Here is a 17,727-nt window from a genome sequence, read left to right as displayed (position 1 = left end):
CCGTCAGCGCGAGAGCGTGAGGTGCCGGTTCAACCGGCGCTCCAGCACGTCCCAGATCCGGCGCACCAGCTCGACCATGATGAGGTAGAGCAGCGCCGCCCACAGATAGACCTCCATGTCGTAGGAGCGCGAGAAGGCGAGGCGGGTCACGCCCATCAGGTCGTAGACCGTGATCACCGAGGCGATGGCGCTCGACTTGATCATCAGCACCAGCTCGTTGCCGAGCGGGCGCAGGCCGATCGCGATCGCCTGCGGCAGGATCACTTTGCGATAGGCCTGGTAGCGCGTCAGCCCGATCGCGCGCGCCGCCTCCATCTGCCCGATCGGCAGGCTCTCGATGCCGCCGCGCAGGATCTCCGCCTGGTAGGCGGCGGTGTTGAGGGTGAAGGTGAACACCGCGCAGTTGAAGGCGTCGCGGAAGAACCACCACAGGCCGATATCGGTGAGCTGGGGGCGGAACTGGCCGGCGCCGTAATAGACCAGGAAGGTCTGCGCCAGCAGCGGCGTGCCGCGGAAGAAGTAGGAATAGGTGAAGGAGGCGCGCGAGAGGAACTTGCCGCCCTCCACCCGCGCCACCGCCAGCGGCAGCGACAGCAGCGCGCCGAGGAACACCGAGAGCAGCACCAGCTCCAGCGTCACCTGCACGCCGTCGAGGAAGCGCAGGCCGTAGCGCTCCATCAGATCGACATTGAGGCCGAGGAGTCCCATCAGCCACAGGAAGCCGGTGCCGAGCGCGTCGAGCAGTGTCTGCATCAGTGGCCTCCCACCCGCTTGAAGCCGCGCGAGGCGCGCGCCTCCAGATGCACGAACACGGCGCTCGAGGCCGCCGAGAAGACGAGGTAGATGAGGCAGGCGACGAGGTAGAAGAAGAAGGGCTGCTTGGTCACGCCGACCGCGATCGCGGTCTCGCGCATGAGGTCGCTGATGGCGATCACCGAGACCAGCGAGGTGTCCTTCAGCAGCACCATCCAGTTGTTGGACAGGCCCGGCAGGGCGACGCGCCAGAGCTGGGGGAAGGTGACGAGGCGGAACACCCGCCATCGCGGCAGGCCGAGCGCCGAGGCGGCTTCCTTCTGCCCGCGCGGCACCGAGCGGATCGCCGCCAGCAGCACCTCGCTGGAGAAGGCCCCCAGCACCAGGCCCAGCGCCACCACGCCGGCGACGAACTGGTTCACCTCGATATGCGCATCCTCGAAGAAGTAGCCGGCGACGCGGGTGAACAGCATCTGCCCGCCATAATAGACGATGAACAGCGTCAGCAGCTCGGGCAGGCCGCGGAAGATGGTGGTGTAGAAATTGCCGAGGCCGCGCAGCAGCGGCGAATGGGAATCCTTGGCGAGCGCCACCGCCAGGCCGATGGCGATGCCCACGGGCAGGGTGGTGAGCGCCAGCTCGATGGTCAGCAGCGCGCCTTGCGCGATCTCGTCACCCCAGCCGTCCGGGCCGAAGGAGAGCAGGCCGAGCAGCTCCAGCATGAGGACGCATCCGCTCCACGATGGTCATGAGAGGGTGTGCCGTCCCGGGAGCCTCTCCGGAACGGCACCGTGCGGAGCGCGCGTCAGTAGACGCTGAAGGGGAAGTACTTGTCGTTGATCTTCTTGTAGGTGCCGTCGGCGAGGATCTCGTCGATCGCCTTGTTGAACATCGCGACCAGATCGGTGTCGTCCTTGCGGATGCCGACGCCCACGCCCTCACCGAAATATTTCGGATCCTTGTACTCGGCGCCGGTGAACTTGCAGCAGGCGCCTTCCTTCGAGTTCAGCCATTCGAGCAGCACCACCTTGTCGGCGAGCACCGCGTCGAGGCGGCCATTGGCGAGGTCGAGATTGGCCTCGTCCTGCTTGCCGTAGAGCTTTATCTCGGCACCGGCCGGCCCGTAGATATCCTCGAGGTAGTTGGAGTGGATGGTCGAGCCCTGGGCGCCCAGCACCTTGCCCTTCAGCGCCTCGGGGGAGGTGTCGGTGATCTTCGAATCCTTCGGCACCACGAAGCTTGCGGGGGTGTTGTAATACTTCTTCGAGAAGGCGATCTGCTTCTTGCGCTCCTCGGTGATCGACATGGAGGCGACGATCGCGTCGTACTTGCCGGCCAGCAGCGCGGGGATGATGCCGTCCCAGTCCTGCGCCACGAAGGTGCATTCCACCTTCATCTTCTCGCACAGCGCCTTGGCGATATCGATGTCGAAGCCCTTGATTTCGTTGTTTTCGATATAATTGAAGGGCGGGTAGGCACCTTCCGTGCCGATGCGGACGACCTTCCACTCCTTGGCGGAAGCGCCGCTGATGGTGGCAGCGACCAAGACGGCCGCGGCCGCGATACGGGTGACGAGGCTCATGCTGTTCCCCTCTGGAAATTGCTCAGGTGCCGGCGTGTTGTTCTTCTCCGGCAACTCATGCTGGCATTATTTCCGAATGTTGCGCAACGGGGTTGATGCATTCCTAGTCATATCGTCGAAGTGGTCGCCGATTGTGCAATGCGGTGGTCATAAACGGCCCCGATGAGGCGACGGGAGCGGCCGGGTTGACGCTTGCGGCCCGCTGGTGTCTCACCCACACGAGAGTTCAAGCAGGAGCGCGAGAATGGCGACCGCAGACGAGGTTAAGGCACGGCTGGCGCAGGTTTCCGCGCCGGACGGCCGTCCGGTGACGCAGACCGGGACGCTGTCCGAGATCCTGGTCTCCGACGGAAAGGTCTACATGTCGATCACGGTCGACGCCGCCGAGGCGCAGGCCTGGGAGCCGGTGCGCGCGGCGGTGGAGCGCACCGTGCGCGGCACGCCCGGCGTGACCTCGGCGCTGGTGGCGCTGACCGCCGAGCGCAAGGCCGGCTCGGCGCCCGCCGGCGGTCCGGCCCAGCCGGCGCGCGTCTCCGGCGCCGGCGGCCATGCCGGTCATGCGCATGCGGGCCACGCCCATGCCGCGCCGCGCCCGCCGGCCGATCCGCAGAAGGAATCCCCCGGCCTGCCGGGCGTCGGCGCCATCATCGCCGTGGCCTCGGGCAAGGGCGGCGTCGGCAAGTCGACGCTGGCGGCCAACCTGGCGCTCGGCCTCGCCTCGCTCGGGCTGAAGGTCGGCCTGCTCGACGCCGACATCTATGGCCCGTCGGTGCCGCGCCTGATGGGGCTGAAGGGCAAGCCGGACGTGCAGGGCAAGATGCTGCAGCCGCTGCGCTCCTGGGACCTCAAGGTGATGTCGATCGGCTTCCTCGTCGAGGAGGAGACGGCGATGATCTGGCGCGGGCCGATGGTGATGTCGGCGATCAGCCAGCTCCTGAAGGAGGTCGCCTGGGCGCCGCTCGACGTGCTGGTGGTCGACATGCCGCCGGGCACCGGCGACGCGCAGCTCACCATGGCGCAGCAGGTGCCGCTCGCCGGCGCGGTCATCGTCTCGACACCGCAGGACCTCGCCCTGATCGACGCCCGGCGCGGCATCGCCATGTTCCAGAAGGTGAACGTGCCGGTGCTCGGTGTGGTCGAGAACATGAGCTACTTCGTGTGTCCGCATTGCGGCACGCGCTCGGACATCTTCGGCCATGGCGGCGCGCGCCACGAGGCGCAGCGGCTCGGCGTGCCGTTCCTCGGCGAGGTGCCGCTGCAGATGTCGATCCGCGAGACCTCCGACGCCGGCCTGCCGGTGGTGGCGACGAAGCCGGACAGCGCCGAGGCGGAGACCTATCGCACGATCGCCCGCGCGGTGCGCGACGCGCTGGCCGGCAAGCAGGCCGCCGCCCGCCCGGGGCCGCGGATCGTGGTCGAGAGCTGACGCGCCACGCTCTGGCCCCCGGGGGGGCGGAAGCCGCGCGGTCTCTGGATTGAAGATCTCGGAAAGAGAAATGCCCGGCCGCAGCCGGGCATTTTCATATCTTCCCCGTCGCGACGGGAGGCGGATGGCGCGCCCGGGTCGCTCAGTAGACCGTGCCCTGACGATAGGTGGTGCCGCCGCGCGGACCGGTAGTGCTCTCGCCGTAGTTCCACTGACCGGGGGCGGTGTTGGTCACGCTGCCCTGGCGCGTCGCGGTGCCCCCGTTCGGGCCGGTGCCGGTGGCGCCGTAGTTCCACTGGCCGGGCGCCGCGCGGGTGGCGCTGCCCTGCCTGGAGGCGGTGCCGCCATTCGGCCCGGTGGCCGTGCTGCCATAGCTCCACTGGCCCGGGGCGCTCCTGGTGGCGCCGCCCTGCCGGCTGGCGCTCTGCCCGTTCGGGCCGGTCACGCTCTTCGCGTAGCTGTAATTGCCGGGCGTGCCGGTCAGCGATTTCTGCGTGGTGTAGGTCCTGCCGTTGAGGCCCGTGACGGTGTTGTTGGCGGAGACGGCGCCGTTGCCGGCCGAGATCGAGCCCTGCCGGGAGGCCGTGCGCCCGTTGCCGGTGGTCGCCGAGCCGCCATAGCTCCACTGACCCGGCGCGGTGCGGGTGGCGCTGCCCTGGCGGGTGATGGAGCGCCCGCCCGAGCCGACGCTCGAGCCGCCATAGCTCCACCGGCCGGGCGCGTTGCGGGTCACGCTGCCCTGCCGCATGACGCCATAGCCGCGCGGGCCGGTGACGGAACGGTTGCGCCAGCACGAGCCGGAGGCGCAGCCGCCCGAGCCCATGATGCCGAAAGCGTGGCCGCGCCGGCCGACGAAGGTGCCGTTGCGCCCCCAGGCGGCGGCCTCGGCGATCATGCCGAAGAAGACGATCCCGCTCGCAGCGGCGGCCATGATGACGGAAGACTTCATAGGATCACTCCGTAATAGACCTTGGGACCGGAGGGCCGGAGCCCCTGTTCGAGTATCTGCACAATCGGGATGAAATTACTTTGTTCCCTCAACGTTAGCTGAGCGGTAAGTGGCGCAGGGGCCAGTTGTTCAGTGAACGTTGCAGGAAATCCGGAAGCATAGTGCCTGTGGGGAGCGGCGAATTCATGTCGCCTCCTGCCGCAGCGTCGCCATGTTCGTAAACGCGGCGCGTTGATGCGCCGACCCTCGACAAAAGGCGCAGATGCGGGCGGTTGCGTCGGTTGCGGGGCTAGCGTAGGTCTTTCGCCAACAAGCGTTTGCGCCCGGATGCGATGAGGCAGAACCGGGCCCGTGAGGAACCCCGTTAAGGAGAGATGTTCTGATGAAGCGCCGTCAGTTTCTCGCTGCCGCCGGCACCGGCGTCGCGGCGACGACCCTTGCCGCCCCGGCGATCGCCCAGTCGGCCCCGGAAATCCGCTGGCGTCTCGCCTCCAGCTTCCCCAAGTCGCTGGACACCATCTATGGCGGCGCCGAAGTCATGTCGAAGATGGTCTCCGACCTGACGGACGGCAAGTTCCAGATCCAGGTCTTCGCGGCGGGCGAGATCGTCCCCGGCCTGCAGGTGCTCGACGCGGTGCAGAACAACACGGTCGAGATGTGCCACACCGTGTCCTACTACTTCGTCGGCAAGGACCCCACCTTCGCCGTCGCCGCCTCGGTGCCGTTCGGCCTCAATGCGCGCCAGCAGAATTCCTGGCTGTACCAGCACGGCGGCAACGAGCTCTTCAACGAGTTCTACGCCAACTACAACGTCTACGGCCTGCCCTGCGGCAACACCGGCACCCAGATGGGCGGCTGGTTCTCCAAGGAGATCAAGACCGTCTCCGACCTGCAGGGCCTGAAGATGCGCATCGGTGGCATCGCCGGGCAGGTGCTCTCCAAGCTCGGCGCGGTGCCGCAGCAGATCGCCGGCGGCGACATCTACCCGGCGCTGGAGAAGGGCACCATCGACGGTGCCGAATGGGTCGGCCCCTATGACGACGAGAAGCTCGGCTTCTACAAGGTCGCCAAGTTCTACTACTACCCCGGCTGGTGGGAGGGCGGCCCGACCATCCACGCCTTCGCCAACCTGCAGAAGTTCAACGATCTGCCGAAGCCCTACCAGGCGGCGCTGATCGCCGGCTCGACCTACGCCAACACCATCATGCAGGCGCGCTACGACGCCCAGAACCCGCCGGCGATCAAGCGCCTGGTGGCAAACGGCACGCAGCTTCGCCCCTATCCGATGGAGGTCATGGAAGCCTGCCTCAAGGCGACCAACCAGCTCTGGGGCGAGATTTCGGCCAACAACGCGAACTTCAAGAAGGTCATCGACAACATGCAGGCTTTCCGCAACGAGGAAAACCTGTGGTGGCAGGTGGCCGAATACACCTTCGACACCTTCCAGATCCGCACCCGTCCGCGCGGCTGAGCCCGCGCCCGCGACCACAGATCCACCATGCCCGGCCTCGTGCCGGGCATGTCCGTTTCCGGTGCCGCGCGGCACCTTCGAGCGCGGTTGCGCCGGCCGGCGCGAAGTGACAGGAAAGGCGCCATGAGCAAAGAAGCCGATGCCACGGGCCAGCCGCGCCCGGATCTCCCGCGCCACAACGACGCCTCGCCTTCCACCGGGGGACGTCTTCCCCGCCGCGCCTTCCTGCGCACGGCGGCGGCCGCCGCGCCGGCGACCCTGCTGGCCGCGCCCGCCATCGCCCAGAGCGCGCCGCAGGTGCGCTGGCGCCTGACCTCCAGCGTGCCCAAGGTGCTCGACGCGATCTTCGGCGCCAACGAACTGGTCTCGAAATATGTTAGCGAGGGGACGGACGGGAAGTTCCAGATCCAGAACTTCGCCGCCGGCGAGATCGTGCCGGGCCTGCAGGCGCTCGACGCGGTGCAGAACGGCACCGTCGAGCTCGCCCAGACCCCGCTCTATTACTATGTAGGCAAGGACCCGAGCTTCGCCTGCTTCACCACCATGCCCTTCGGCCTGAACGCGCGCCAGCAGAACGCGTGGTTCTACCATGGCGGCGGGCGGGAGCTGCAGGACGAGGTGCTCGCCAAGTACAACCTCGTCGGCTTCCTCGGCGGCAATACCGGCACCCAGATGGGCGGCTGGTTCCGCAAGGAGGTGAAGAGCCTCGACGACTTCAAGGGCCTGAAGTTCCGCATCGGCGGCATCGCCGGGCAGGTGGTGGCCAAGCTCGGCGTGGTGCCGCAGCAGATCGCCCCGGCCGACATCTACCCCTCGCTGGAGAAGGGCACCATCGACGCCTGCGAATGGGTCGGCCCCTATGACGACGAGAAGCTCGGCTTCGTGAAGGTGGCGCCCTATTACTACTATCCCGGCTGGTGGGACGGCGGGCCGACCATGAATGTGGTCGTGAACCGGGCCAAGTGGAACGACCTGCCCAAGTCCTATCAGGCGATCTTCGAGGCGGCGGTGGCCTATGCCAATGCCGACATGCTGGCCAAGTACGACGCTTTCAATCCGGCGGCGCTGCGCCGGCTGGTGGCCCAGGGCGCCCAGCTTCGCCCCTTCCCGCAGAGCTTCGTCGACGCCTCCTACACGGCGGCGAACGAGCTCTATGCCGAGATTGGCGCCAAGAACGCCGGCTTCAAGAAGATCATGGATTCGCTGATCGGCTTCCGCAACGAGGAGTACCTCTGGTGGCAGGTCGGCGAATATCCCTATGACGGCTACATGATCCGCGCCCGCCAGCGCGGGTGAGGGCGCGCGCCGGGAACGCCCGCTCTCTCGCGGGCGCTCAGCGCGAGCCGTGCTGCTGCGCCGGCTCGCCCGAGGCCTCCGGCCGCGCGACGGCCTTGCGGGCCGGCGTGGCGCGGTGCTGGTGCATGGTGTAGAGCCCGCCGGCCATGATGAGCGCCATGCCCCCGATCGAGATCAGGTCCGGCATGTTGTTGAACATCAGCGCGCTCAGCCCCACCGAGCACACCACTGCGGCGTAGCGGTAGGGCGAGATGAGCGAGGGATCGGCGCCGCGGAAGGCGGCGATGGTCAGCATGTGGCCGCACAGCAGCGACAGCGAGCCGCCGAACAGATAGGCGATGGTCCACAGGTTGAGCGGCTGCCAGCTCTCGACCGCGCTGCCGCCAAAGCCGATCGCCATGCCGACCAGGGCGGTGGCGAGGGTGACCACCAGGGTCGGCACATGGGCGCCGATGCGCCCGGTGACGAAGTCGCGGGCCGAGATGAGCAGCGCCGAGGCGAGCGGCAGCAGCGCCACCGCGTTGAAGGCCGAGCTGCCCGGCTTGACGATCAGCATCACACCGAGGAAGCCGACGGCGACCGCCGCCCACTGACCGGCGCCGATCCGCGCGCCGAAGGCCAGCACCGCCACCGCCATGGTGGCGAGCGGGGCGACCTGAAGGATCGCGGTCGCGTCGCCGATCGACATGGTGACGATCGCGGTGATGAACAGCACCGCGACGCAGGCTTCGGCCGAGGCTCGCGCCAGCACCCGCCGGTCCAGCACGTGGCGCACCGCCGGAAGCTGGCCGCGCCAGGCGATCAGCAGCAGCATCAGCACCGCCGCCATCGCCCCGCGCACGGCGAGGATCTCGGTCGGCGGGATGTAGGCGAGCGCCAGCTTGGACATGGCGTCGTTGGTCGAGAAGACCGAGGAGCCGGCGATCATCAGGAGGATGCCGCGGCGATTGGCGGTGGGATCATACATGGAGGGAGATGCCGGAGGGGTAATGCGGAAGTCAGGCCACGGAATAGCGACGGAATGCGGGCGGGCGGCGGCGCGTGCTCAGCACTCCTCGCACGCGGCGTCGGTGACGGCGGCAAGGCGCCCCTCGCGACGCTCGATGGCCTGCGAGACCATGCACAGGCCGAGAGCGACCAGCGACAGCGTCGCGCCCATCCACGGCAGGTCCGCATAGCTCGCCCCGAGCGCGATCGCCGCGCCGCCGATCCACGCGCCGGCGGCGTTGCCGAGGTTGAAGGCGCCCTGGTTGAGGGTCGAGGCGAGGTTGGGCGCGCCGACCGCGGAATCGACCGCGCGGGTCTGGATCGGCGCCACCACGGCGAACACCAGTATGCTCCACACGAATACGGTCGGCACCGTCAACGCCGGGAAGGGGCTGGCGAACACCATCACCACCAGTATGGCGGCGAGGCCGACGAAGATGCCCATCAGCGAGGGCATCAGCCGCCAGTCGGCAAGGCGCCCGCCCAGTATGTTGCCGATGGTGATGCCCACGCCGAACAGCAGCAGCACATAGGTCACGGTGTGCGGGGCGAGCCCGGTCACCTCGCGCAGCAGCGGCGCGATATAGGTGAAGACGACGAACAGGTTCGCCGAGGCCACCACGCTGATGAGCATGGTGATGAGCACCTGCGGGCGCTTCAGCACGCCGAATTCGCGCAGGATGTTGCCGGCCGCATGGGGAATGTCGCGCGGCACCCAGAGCGCGATCGCGCTGACCGCGAGGATGCCGATCAGCACCACCGCCCAGAAGGTGGAGCGCCAGCCCAGCGCCTGGCCGAGCGCGGTGCCGAGCGGCACGCCCAGCACATTGGCGAGCGTCAGCCCGGCGAACATGAGCGCGATGGCGCTGGCGCGCTGGTTCGGCGGCACCAGGCTCGCGGCGACCACCGCGCCGATGCCGAAGAAGGCGCCGTGGCAGAAGGCGGTGACGACGCGCGCGCCCATCAGCAGCCAGTAGTCCGGCGCGATGGCGCAGAGGAAGTTGCCGACCACGAACACGCTGGCGAGCACCATCAGCGTCGCCTTGCGCGGCAGCGGGTTGGTGGCGATGGCGAGGATCGGCGCGCCGATCACCACGCCGAGCGCGTAGCCGGTGACGAGCATGCCCGCGGCCGGGATCGTCACGCCGAGATCGGCGGCCACTTCCGGCAGCAGTCCCATGATGACGAATTCGGTGGTGCCAATGCCGAAAGACGCCATGGCAAGGGCCAACAGCGGGAGCTGCATGGAAGGGACTCGCATTTTGCGGGGCGGGCAGTGCATTGCTAGCACTACGTAATGCGAGCAGCTATGCACATCGCATTGCAATGCAGCAACAAAGCTTACGTAGGAGCTGCCATGCGCCGATGTCGCAGCTTCGGCCGCGCTGTGCGATGCAGCGGAAGGGCGGCAGGTAACGGGCGGCAGCCGGCTGCCGGCGGGGCCCCGCGAGGGCGTCTCAGCCGCCGGTGACGCTCATGTGCCGGCGCAGCGCCGGGGGACGGCCGGGGCGGTCGATGACGAAGTCGTGCCCCTTCGGCTTGCGGAAGATCGCTTCGTCCAGCGCCGCGTGCAGCCGGTCGTCGCTCTCCGAGGCGCGCAGGGGCGCGCGAAGGTCCGCCGCGTCGTCCTGGCCGAGGCACATATAGAGCGTGCCGGTGCAGGTGACGCGGACGCGGTTGCAGCCCTCGCAGAAATTGTGCGTCAGCGGCGTGATGAAGCCGAGCCGCCCGCCGGTTTCGGCGATCGAGACGTAGCGCGCCGGGCCGCCGGTGCGAAAGGCGATGTCGCTCAGCGTCCATTGCTGCTCGAGGCGCTCGCGCACGGTGGAGAGCGGCAGGTACTGGTCGAGCCGCTCTGCCCCGGTCTCGCCGAGCGGCATCACCTCGATCAGCGACATGTCCATGCCGCGGCCATGGGCCCAGCGGATGAGGTCGGGGATCTCGTCCTCGTTCTCGCCGCGCAGGGCGACCGCGTTCAGCTTCACATGGATGCCGGCGTCCTGCGCGGCGTCGATGCCGGCGAGCACCTTGCCGAGGTCGCCCCAGCGGGTGAGCGCCCGGAAGCGCTGCGGGTCCAGCGTGTCGAGCGAGACATTGATGCGCTTCACCCCGCAATCGGCGAGCTCGCGGGCGAAGCGGGCGAGCTGCGATCCGTTGGTGGTGAGCGTCAGCTCCTCCAGCGCGCCGGAATCGAGATGGCGCGAGAGCGAGCGGAACAGGGTCATCACGTCGCGCCGCACCAGCGGCTCGCCGCCGGTCAGGCGCAGCTTCCGCACCCCGCGCGCGACGAAGGCCGAGCACAGCCGGTCGAGCTCTTCCAGCGTCAGCAGCTCGGGCTTCGGCAGGAAGGTCATGTGCTCCGCCATGCAGTACACGCAGCGGAAGTCGCACCTGTCGGTGACCGAGACGCGCAAATAGCTCACCGCCCGGCCGAACGTGTCGACGAGCGGCGGGCGTGGGGCCTCGCGCTGGATCCGGTCGATGAGGGCTTCCTGGTTCGTCACTACCTTCGCTCCCGTGGCGCTGCTAAGCGGCGCCAGTGTCTGACGTTTTTACCCGCTTGCCCCAGGGGTGCCAAGGCGGTGGCGTCTATGGGGCGATTACCGGAGCCACTTGACCATCACGTCGCGGTGAGAACCTTCCGATATGCACGTTTGCGCGTGCATGCCGGCGCGAGGCTTGGCGGGCGGACCCGTCGCCTCTATGTGGGGATGATGTGCAAAGGGGAAAGACCGCCGTGACCGATGCCTGGCCGACCGAGATCAAGGTTCACAAGGACCACAGCGCGCTGACCATCGCCTTCGAGGACGGCTCGAGCTTCACCCTGGCGGCCGAATATCTGCGGGTGGAGAGCCCCTCGGCCGAGGTGCAGGGCCATTCCGCGGCCGACCGCCAGCTCGTGGCCGGCAAGCGCGAGGTGCGCATCGCCGAGGTGATCCCGGTCGGCAATTACGCGGTGCGGCTCGTCTTCGACGACGGCCATTCGACCGGCATCTACACCTGGGACACGTTCCACGAGCTCGGCCGCGAGCAGGAGGCGCGCTGGACGCGCTACCAGCAGGAGCTCGCCTCGCGCAACCTCTCGCGCGACACGCCCGGGACGGTGCGCCGGCACTGAGTCCGTGGGGGGCGGGGGCAGGGCGCCCCGCCGCCGGGAGCCCGCACCGGGCTCCGATGTCAAAGTCGCCGATGTCCAGGGCGCCGGCGTCAAAGGCGCCGCTGTCAGAGTCGTCGGCGCCTAGGGCGTAGACCGGCTGGGAGGCCCGATGGCGGGCGGCGTCCCGGTGCCGGCACGCCGCCCGGTGTCCTACCTCAGCACGACCACCTTGGTGCCGACCCGCACGCGGTCGTAGAGGTCGATGACGTCGTCATTGGTCATGCGGATGCAGCCGGACGAGACGGCCTGGCCGATCGACTCCGGCTCGTTGGAGCCGTGGATGCGGTAGAGCGTGTTGCCGAGATAGAGCGCGCGCGCCCCGAGCGGGTTGTCGATGCCGCCGGGCATGTAGCGCGGCAGGTCCGGCCGGCGCTTCAGCATCTGCGACGGCGGGGTCCAGCCCGGCCACTCGGCCTTGCGGCTGATGGTGTTCACGCCCGCCCAGCGGAAGCCGTCGCGCCCGACGCCGATGCCGTATTTCAGGGCCGTGCCGTTGTCCTGCACGAGATAGAGCCGGCGCTCGCCGGTGTTCACGATCACCGTGCCGGGCCCGTATTTGCCGTCATAGCGCACGAGCTGGCGGCGGATGGAGGAGGCGCCGCCGGGCCCGTTGCCGAAGTCATACGGCTTGGCAAACAGTCCGAAGAAGAATCCCTCCTCGGCGCTTGCCGGCGAAGTGCCCGCCCAGGTCGCGCCGGCAAGCAGAGCGGCGACGGCGAGGGCGGCAAGTCGATTCAGTCGCATCTTAAGCCCCTACGAAATCCAGTTCCCTGTTGCGCGGCCGGAACGACCGGCCGGCCCCGTGCAACGCTGAGGACTTTAGTCTTTCCGGCGCGTAAAGGGCAAACAACGGCCCGGCGGTGACGTTACGGCGCCGTTTCCGCCCCGCCTATGGCGACGCGGTCACAGGGGGAGGGGAACTGGCCCTTCAGGCGAGTATCGGGTGCCAGGTTTTCGGACCATTGTGGTTTCATGCGTCGGCTCGGGAGAGCACTCCCTTCACACGGGAGGGGTCGCAGGTTCGACCCTCAAAGGCGCTCCTGCTTCTCCCACGCAACAGAACATCGCGGTCGATTCCAGCTTCAGCTTTGCCGGGCTTGGGCGATCGAAGTCCGATCCGGTCGCAAACTGAGCACGTCGCCCGCCAAGATTTCTCGCTTGGCGCGAAAATCCCAACGGCGATGAATGAAGTCGGACCGGCCCCAGATCTTCATCGCGGACCAACATTCCTTGCCATGAAGGGCGACGAAGAGGAGGGAGGGGGCATTCCGAATGCGCTGGACAGCGAATATCCAACCGATGGCGCCTGTCTGGGGGAAGGGGCGAACGGAACTAGAACCGACCCTCGCGTTTCCACGCGTTTTCCACGAGTGGCGGCGCCGTGTTCGGCTGTCGTTCGCACTTCCGTGCAACGCTTGCGGAAGCGGTTATCTGCGCAACGCTTTGATAACACTAGGGAAAAATGGTGGGCGATGCAGGGATTGAACCTGCGACCCCTCCCGTGTGAAGGGAGTGCTCTCCCGCTGAGCTAATCGCCCGCCCGGGCCCGAACGCGTCGGGCCGTCCGTCTTGCGGCGGCAGGATTTAGTGTGCCCGCCTTGCCGGTGTCAAGCGCGCCGCGCGCGATCAGCCGCCGGCGAGCAGCCGATCCACCGTTTCCGGCAGCATGTCGTAATGCCGGATCAGCGCGTCGCCGCCCAGTTCCTCGGCCGGCGTCTCGGTGTAGCCGAAGGGAACCACGATCACCGGCACGCGGGCGTTCTTGGCGGTCAGCACGTCGGTCATGCTGTCGCCGACCATGACCGCGCGGCGCACGTCGCCCCCCGCGCGCTCCACCGTGCCGATGAGATGGCCGGCGTCGGGCTTGTAGACCGGGAAGGTGTCGGCGCCGGCGATCACCTTGAAGCGGCTCGACAGGTCGAGCCGGTCGAGCAGCAGGCGCGAGAGGTGCTCCAGCTTGTTGGTGCACACCGCCAGCACGTGGCCGCGCGCCTCCAGCTCGTCGAGCGCGGCGATGAGGCCGGGAAAGGGGCGCGACGAATCGGCGATGTGGTCGGCGTAGTGCTCGAGGAAGCGCGCATAGAGCCCTTCGAACGCTTCCGGCTCCACGGAGATGCCGGCGGCGTCGAGCCCGCGGCGCACCAGCGCCTTGGCGCCGGCGCCGATCATCCGGCGCGTCTCCTCGCGCGGCAGCGGCGGGGCGCCGGCAACCTCGAGGATGATGTCGAGCGTGTCGAGCAGGTCCGGCGCGGTGTCGACCAGCGTGCCGTCGAGGTCGAAGGCGATGACGGCGGGACGGGAGGAGGAGAGGGTGGAGGCCGAAGGTGAGGTCATGGCGGTATCCGGGATCGAGGAACGAAAAAAGGTGGATGCCCGGGCCGCGAAACGGGCTTATGTCCTATGGCCTACAATCCTGCCGCTTTTGCTGTCCAGCGTGCCGCGTCCATCGGGCGCATGCGTGGGGCGGAAGCCGATGGTAATCGAGGCGACGCTTTCGGGAGTGCATCTTAATGACGTCGACGACCCGACCCCATTTTCATGGCGCCGGATACGGCCTTTGCGCGACAGTGGCGATCGCCCTCGCCGTGGCGGTGATGACAGCCGCTGCGCCGTCCGCCTACGCGCAGGCTCCCGCGGGCGGCAACGAATCGCCCTCCACCGCCGCCTCGCCGGCCGAGCCCGCCCCTTCGACCGGGCAGGGCGCGCCCGATCCCGCCCCGTCCGCCGCGGCGGAAGCGGGGCCGGGGATGGAGCCCGGGCCCTATGTGTTCGGCTCGCCCCCCTCGGCGCAGGCCAACCGCCTCTATTCGGTGAACGTGCGCACCGGCGAGGTCAGCGCCTGCCAGTTCGAGCGGCCCGAGGGCAGCGTCATCGGCGTCACCAAGTGCTTCCCGCGCGACAGCAGCGCCGGACCGTCCGAAACCGGCACCTACGACCTGATCTCCACCCGCTATTCGGGCGAGACCGGCATCTTCCGGGTCAATGCCGAAACCGGGCAGATGAGCGTGTGCTATGTGCGCGACATGCCGAAGGAAGGCGGGGGCACCGAGCCCTCGGTGGTGTGCACCAAGGCCTCGCACTGACGCCTCCGGCCCGCGCCCGCGTCGCCGCCGGCTTGCCGCGGCGGCGTTTCGGCGCTAGCACCGGCTAGAACCGTTCGACCGAGAGCTGCCAGATCGCCATGTCCGACGCCGAGACGCTGAAACGCCAGGCCGCCGCCCGCGCGCTGGAGCATGTGCGCTCCGGCATGAAGCTCGGGCTCGGCACCGGCTCCACCGCCAAGCACTTCGTCGAGCTGCTCGCCGAGCGCGTGGCGCAGGGGCTGGAAGTGGTGGGCGTGCCGACCTCGGAGGCGACGCGCGCGCAGGCCGAGAGCCTCGACGTGCCGCTCGGCACGCTGGACGAATATCCCGCGCTCGACCTCGTGGTGGACGGCGCGGACGAGGTCGGGCCGGACCTCACCCTGATCAAGGGCGGCGGCGGTGCGCTGCTGCGCGAGAAGATCGTCGCCTCGGCGGCCGCTCAGATGATCGTGATCGCCGACGCCTCGAAGAAGGTGCCAACGCTCGGTACCTTTCCGCTGCCGATCGAGGTGGTGGATTTCGGCGTCGCCGCCATTCGCCGCGGGATCGAGAAGGCGGTGCGCCGTGCCGGCTGCCAGGGCCTTCTGACCTTGCGGCGGCGGCCGGACGGCCATGTTTTCGTCACGGATCAGGGACACCTCATCCTCGACGCCGCGTTCGGCGTCATCCCCGATCCGGCCGCGCTGGCCGCGTGTCTGGCCGATGTGCCGGGCGTCGTGGAGCACGGCCTCTTCATCAATCTGGCGAGCCGCGTCATTCTCGCGGGCGCCGACGGCGTGACGGTCCTCGACCGCGCGTGACAGATTCGTCAGGGAGATATTTCATGCCGGTTGCCTTTGCAGGACGTTGCGGCGCGCGGTGGCTGGCCGGTCCCGGCCTCGCCGCCTTGGTCATCTTGGCGACGCCGGCGGCGGCGCAGCAGCCCGCGCCGTTCAAGATGGGGCAGGCCGAGGCCCCGGCGGCGGCTCCGGCGCCCGAGCCGAGCGCCGAACAGCTCAAGCTCGCCAACGAGCTTCTGGTCGCCAATGGCGAGGCGTCGAGCTTCGATTCGCTCATTCCCGGTGTCATCGAGCAGGCCGCCGGCAGCTTCGTGCAGGCCAATCCGGACCTGATCCGGGACCTGCGCGAGGTCGCCCAGCAGCTCGTGCCGCAATATGAGAACCGCCGCGCCGAGATCATTCAGATCCTCGCCCGCACCTATGCGGCGCAGTTCTCGGTCGACGAGCTGAACCAGCTCCTGACCTTCTACCGCTCGCCGGTCGGCCACAAGCTGGTGGCCAAGCGCCAGCAGATCCTCGACGACGGCCTGCGCAACATCCAGGCCTGGAGCGTCAAGCTCTCGCAGGAGGTCGAGGGCCGGGTGCGCGCGGAGATGAAGAAGCGCGGCTTCACCATCTGACGACGATTCCAGGCGGGTTCCCGCTCTAAAAATGCAAACGCCCGGCGAGAGCCGGGCGTTTTGTTTTGGCGGGGGCAGTCTCGCGGGGGCAGTCTTGGCGAGGATCAGTCCTCGTCCGCGCCGACCGGGGCGCGATGGCCGGTGATGAGATAGAAGATCAGCGGCCCGAACAACGCGAGCGCGGACAGCGCGTAGAGCGTCAGCGCGATCGGGCTCTGGAACAGCACGATCGGGTCGCCGACGCTGATGGCGAGCGCCCGGCGGAGCTGCTGCTCCGACAGCGGGCCGAGGATGAGCCCGACCACGACCGGCGCGATCGGGTAGTCGTAGCGCCTGAGCACATAGCCGAGCAGGCCGAAGATCAGCAGCATGCCGAGCTCGACCAGCGAGGGATTCGCCCCCAGCGTGCCGAGCGTAGCGAACACCAGGATGCCGCCATAGAGCCAGGGACGCGGAATAGCGAGCAGGCGCACCCACAGCCCCACCAGCGGCAGGTTGAGGACGAGCAGCATGCCGTTGGCGATGAACAGCGAGGCGATCAGGCCCCAGACCAGGTCCGGGTTGGAGGTGAACAGCAGCGGGCCGGGATTGAGGCCGTATTGCTGGAAGCCGGCGAGCATGATCGCCGCCGTCGCCGAGGTCGGCAGGCCCAGCGTCAGGAGCGGCACCAGCACGCCGGCCGCCGCCGCGTTGTTGGCCGCCTCCGGCCCGGCGACGCCCTCGATCGCCCCGTTGCCGAACTCGTCCGGCTTGCGGCACAGGCGCTTCTCCAGCGCGTAGGAGAGGAAGGTCGGAATCTCCGCCCCGCCCGCCGGCATGGCGCCGATCGGGAAGCCGAGCGCGGTGCCGCGCAGCCACGGCCACCAGGAGCGCCGCCAGTCCTCCCGGTTCATGAACACCGAGCCCTTCACCGGCTCGATCACCTCCTCGGCGCGAAGGCCGGCGGCGGCGACCGACAGCGTCTCGCCGATGGCGAACAGCGCCACCGCGAGCGTCGTCACCTCGACACCGTCGAGCAGGTCCGGGATGCCGAAGGACAGCCGCGCCTGCCCGCTCTGCAGGTCGATGCCGACCAGGCCGAGGGCGAGGCCGATGAACAGGCTGGTGAGCCCGCGCGTCACCGAAGAGCCGAAGGCGGCCGAGACGGTGGTGAAGGCGAGGATCATCAGCGCGAAATAGTCCTCCGGCCCGAAGGAGATGGCGACGTCGACCACGGTCGGCGCCACCAGCGCGAGGCCGATGGTGGCGATGGTGCCGGCGACGAAGGAGCCGATGGCCGAGGTCGCCAGCGCCGGCCCGCCGCGCCCGGCGCGGGCCATCTTGTTGCCCTCCAGCGCGGTGACGATGGAGGCGCTCTCGCCCGGTGTGTTCAGCAGGATCGAGGCGGTCGAGCCGCCATACATGCCGCCATAGTAGATGCCGGCGAACATGATGAGCGAGCCGGCCGGGTCGAGCTTGAAGGTGATCGGCAGCAGCAGCGCGACGGTGAGCGCGGGGCCGATGCCCGGCAGCACGCCGACCGCGGTGCCGAGCATGACGCCGGCGAAGGCGAAGAGCAGGTTCATCGGCTGCAGGGCGACGACGACGCCGTGACCGAGGGCGGCAAAGGTTTCCATGGCAGCCG

The 17,727-nt window shown here is 68.6% G+C and carries 17 protein-coding genes and 1 tRNA gene; 7 read left to right on the top strand and 11 right to left on the bottom strand.

Annotated features, from left to right (window positions below; genetic code table 11):
• Nucleotides 1-3: 3 nt before the first annotated feature.
• The 3 genes from NVS89_RS02430 to NVS89_RS02420 form a co-directional block, all read right to left on the bottom strand.
• Entirely contained in the window at nt 4-753 is a 750-nt protein-coding gene (locus NVS89_RS02430) for an ABC transporter permease (protein ID WP_374114510.1), read from the bottom strand.
• Nucleotides 753-1,475: an ABC transporter permease gene (locus tag NVS89_RS02425; RefSeq protein WP_258730883.1), complete on the bottom strand. Its 723-nt coding sequence runs from the start codon at nt 1,473-1,475 to the stop codon at nt 753-755. The genes NVS89_RS02430 and NVS89_RS02425 overlap by 1 nt, the downstream gene beginning before the upstream one ends.
• Before the next feature lie 83 nt (nt 1,476-1,558).
• Complete coding sequence (locus NVS89_RS02420) at nt 1,559-2,335, bottom strand: ABC transporter substrate-binding protein (RefSeq protein WP_258730882.1); 777 nt, start codon at nt 2,333-2,335, stop codon at nt 1,559-1,561.
• 244 nt (nt 2,336-2,579) lie between these two features.
• Between NVS89_RS02420 and NVS89_RS02415 the strand changes: the two genes are divergently transcribed.
• Complete coding sequence (locus NVS89_RS02415; protein WP_258730880.1) at nt 2,580-3,761, top strand: Mrp/NBP35 family ATP-binding protein; 1,182 nt, start codon at nt 2,580-2,582, stop codon at nt 3,759-3,761.
• A gap of 142 nt (nt 3,762-3,903) precedes the next feature.
• On the opposite strand, the gene NVS89_RS02410 is transcribed toward NVS89_RS02415, so the two are convergent.
• Entirely contained in the window at nt 3,904-4,710 is an 807-nt protein-coding gene (locus NVS89_RS02410) for a hypothetical protein (RefSeq protein ID WP_258730879.1), read from the bottom strand.
• Between the two features lie 382 nt (nt 4,711-5,092).
• Here NVS89_RS02410 and NVS89_RS02405 point away from each other — a divergent pair, with 382 nt between their 5' ends.
• Both NVS89_RS02405 and NVS89_RS02400 read left to right on the top strand, forming a co-directional pair.
• Entirely contained in the window at nt 5,093-6,181 is a 1,089-nt protein-coding gene (locus NVS89_RS02405) for a TRAP transporter substrate-binding protein (RefSeq protein WP_258730877.1), read from the top strand.
• Between the two features lie 123 nt (nt 6,182-6,304).
• Entirely contained in the window at nt 6,305-7,477 is a 1,173-nt protein-coding gene (locus NVS89_RS02400; protein WP_258730876.1) for a TRAP transporter substrate-binding protein, read from the top strand.
• Nucleotides 7,478-7,514: 37 nt separating this feature from the next.
• Here NVS89_RS02400 and NVS89_RS02395 read toward each other — a convergent pair whose 3' ends face one another.
• From NVS89_RS02395 to moaA, 3 genes are all read right to left on the bottom strand, one after another.
• Nucleotides 7,515-8,444, bottom strand: a complete 930-nt coding sequence (locus NVS89_RS02395) for a DMT family transporter (RefSeq protein WP_258730875.1) — start codon at nt 8,442-8,444, stop codon at nt 7,515-7,517.
• A gap of 78 nt (nt 8,445-8,522) precedes the next feature.
• On the bottom strand, nt 8,523-9,710 hold the full coding sequence (locus tag NVS89_RS02390) for an MFS transporter (RefSeq protein WP_258730874.1): 1,188 nt from the start codon (nt 9,708-9,710) through the stop codon (nt 8,523-8,525).
• A gap of 211 nt (nt 9,711-9,921) precedes the next feature.
• Entirely contained in the window at nt 9,922-10,968 is a 1,047-nt protein-coding gene (moaA, locus tag NVS89_RS02385; RefSeq protein WP_258730873.1) for a GTP 3',8-cyclase MoaA, read from the bottom strand.
• 233 nt (nt 10,969-11,201) lie between these two features.
• Here moaA and NVS89_RS02380 point away from each other — a divergent pair, with 233 nt between their 5' ends.
• The gene (locus NVS89_RS02380) at nt 11,202-11,582 is read left to right on the top strand and encodes a gamma-butyrobetaine hydroxylase family protein (RefSeq protein WP_258730872.1); all 381 of its coding nucleotides are present in this window, start codon (nt 11,202-11,204) and stop codon (nt 11,580-11,582) included.
• A gap of 189 nt (nt 11,583-11,771) precedes the next feature.
• On the opposite strand, the gene NVS89_RS02375 is transcribed toward NVS89_RS02380, so the two are convergent.
• The 3 genes from NVS89_RS02375 to NVS89_RS02365 form a co-directional block, all read right to left on the bottom strand.
• The gene (locus tag NVS89_RS02375; RefSeq protein ID WP_258730870.1) at nt 11,772-12,365 is read right to left on the bottom strand and encodes a L,D-transpeptidase; all 594 of its coding nucleotides are present in this window, start codon (nt 12,363-12,365) and stop codon (nt 11,772-11,774) included.
• Nucleotides 12,366-13,084: 719 nt separating this feature from the next.
• Nucleotides 13,085-13,159 (bottom strand) — tRNA-Val (locus NVS89_RS02370).
• A gap of 88 nt (nt 13,160-13,247) precedes the next feature.
• On the bottom strand, nt 13,248-13,955 hold the full coding sequence (locus tag NVS89_RS02365; RefSeq protein WP_258730869.1) for an HAD-IA family hydrolase: 708 nt from the start codon (nt 13,953-13,955) through the stop codon (nt 13,248-13,250).
• 260 nt (nt 13,956-14,215) lie between these two features.
• Here NVS89_RS02365 and NVS89_RS02360 point away from each other — a divergent pair, with 260 nt between their 5' ends.
• From NVS89_RS02360 to NVS89_RS02350, 3 genes are all read left to right on the top strand, one after another.
• Nucleotides 14,216-14,704 carry a hypothetical protein gene (locus tag NVS89_RS02360; RefSeq protein ID WP_258730868.1) on the top strand — a complete coding sequence of 163 codons (489 nt, stop codon included), beginning with the start codon at nt 14,216-14,218 and terminating at the stop codon, nt 14,702-14,704.
• Between the two features lie 98 nt (nt 14,705-14,802).
• The gene (gene rpiA, locus NVS89_RS02355; protein WP_258730867.1) at nt 14,803-15,504 is read left to right on the top strand and encodes a ribose-5-phosphate isomerase RpiA; all 702 of its coding nucleotides are present in this window, start codon (nt 14,803-14,805) and stop codon (nt 15,502-15,504) included.
• A gap of 23 nt (nt 15,505-15,527) precedes the next feature.
• A complete protein-coding gene (locus NVS89_RS02350) occupies nt 15,528-16,103 on the top strand; it encodes a DUF2059 domain-containing protein (RefSeq protein WP_258730865.1) in 576 nt (191 codons plus the stop codon).
• A gap of 104 nt (nt 16,104-16,207) precedes the next feature.
• On the opposite strand, the gene NVS89_RS02345 is transcribed toward NVS89_RS02350, so the two are convergent.
• Entirely contained in the window at nt 16,208-17,719 is a 1,512-nt protein-coding gene (locus NVS89_RS02345; RefSeq protein ID WP_258730864.1) for a tripartite tricarboxylate transporter permease, read from the bottom strand.
• Nucleotides 17,720-17,727 lie beyond the last annotated feature (8 nt).

Source organism: Ancylobacter mangrovi, assembly GCF_024752355.1.
GTDB classification, from domain to species: Bacteria; Pseudomonadota; Alphaproteobacteria; order Rhizobiales; family Xanthobacteraceae; genus Ancylobacter; species Ancylobacter mangrovi.
The sequence above is the reverse complement of the archived record's forward strand: the minus strand, read 5'-3'. Positions and strand labels throughout refer to the sequence as shown.

Bases quoted from the DNA above. Each gene is read 5' to 3' on its own strand.
- rpiA (WP_258730867.1), top strand. From the start codon at position 14,803: ATGTCCGACGCCGAGACGCTGAAACGCCAGGCCGCCGCCCGCGCGCTG.
- NVS89_RS02420 (WP_258730882.1), bottom strand. From the start codon at position 2,335: ATGAGCCTCGTCACCCGTATCGCGGCCGCGGCCGTCTTGGTCGCTGCC.
- NVS89_RS02400 (WP_258730876.1), top strand. From the start codon at position 6,305: ATGAGCAAAGAAGCCGATGCCACGGGCCAGCCGCGCCCGGATCTCCCG.
- NVS89_RS02395 (WP_258730875.1), bottom strand. From the start codon at position 8,444: ATGTATGATCCCACCGCCAATCGCCGCGGCATCCTCCTGATGATCGCC.
- NVS89_RS02430 (WP_374114510.1), bottom strand. From the start codon at position 753: ATGCAGACACTGCTCGACGCGCTCGGCACCGGCTTCCTGTGGCTGATG.
- NVS89_RS02405 (WP_258730877.1), top strand. From the start codon at position 5,093: ATGAAGCGCCGTCAGTTTCTCGCTGCCGCCGGCACCGGCGTCGCGGCG.
- NVS89_RS02415 (WP_258730880.1), top strand. From the start codon at position 2,580: ATGGCGACCGCAGACGAGGTTAAGGCACGGCTGGCGCAGGTTTCCGCG.
- NVS89_RS02350 (WP_258730865.1), top strand. From the start codon at position 15,528: ATGCCGGTTGCCTTTGCAGGACGTTGCGGCGCGCGGTGGCTGGCCGGT.
- NVS89_RS02425 (WP_258730883.1), bottom strand. From the start codon at position 1,475: ATGCTGGAGCTGCTCGGCCTGCTCTCCTTCGGCCCGGACGGCTGGGGT.
- NVS89_RS02390 (WP_258730874.1), bottom strand. From the start codon at position 9,710: ATGCAGCTCCCGCTGTTGGCCCTTGCCATGGCGTCTTTCGGCATTGGC.
- NVS89_RS02375 (WP_258730870.1), bottom strand. From the start codon at position 12,365: ATGCGACTGAATCGACTTGCCGCCCTCGCCGTCGCCGCTCTGCTTGCC.
- NVS89_RS02345 (WP_258730864.1), bottom strand. From the start codon at position 17,719: ATGGAAACCTTTGCCGCCCTCGGTCACGGCGTCGTCGTCGCCCTGCAG.
- NVS89_RS02360 (WP_258730868.1), top strand. From the start codon at position 14,216: ATGACAGCCGCTGCGCCGTCCGCCTACGCGCAGGCTCCCGCGGGCGGC.
- NVS89_RS02365 (WP_258730869.1), bottom strand. From the start codon at position 13,955: ATGACCTCACCTTCGGCCTCCACCCTCTCCTCCTCCCGTCCCGCCGTC.
- NVS89_RS02410 (WP_258730879.1), bottom strand. From the start codon at position 4,710: ATGAAGTCTTCCGTCATCATGGCCGCCGCTGCGAGCGGGATCGTCTTC.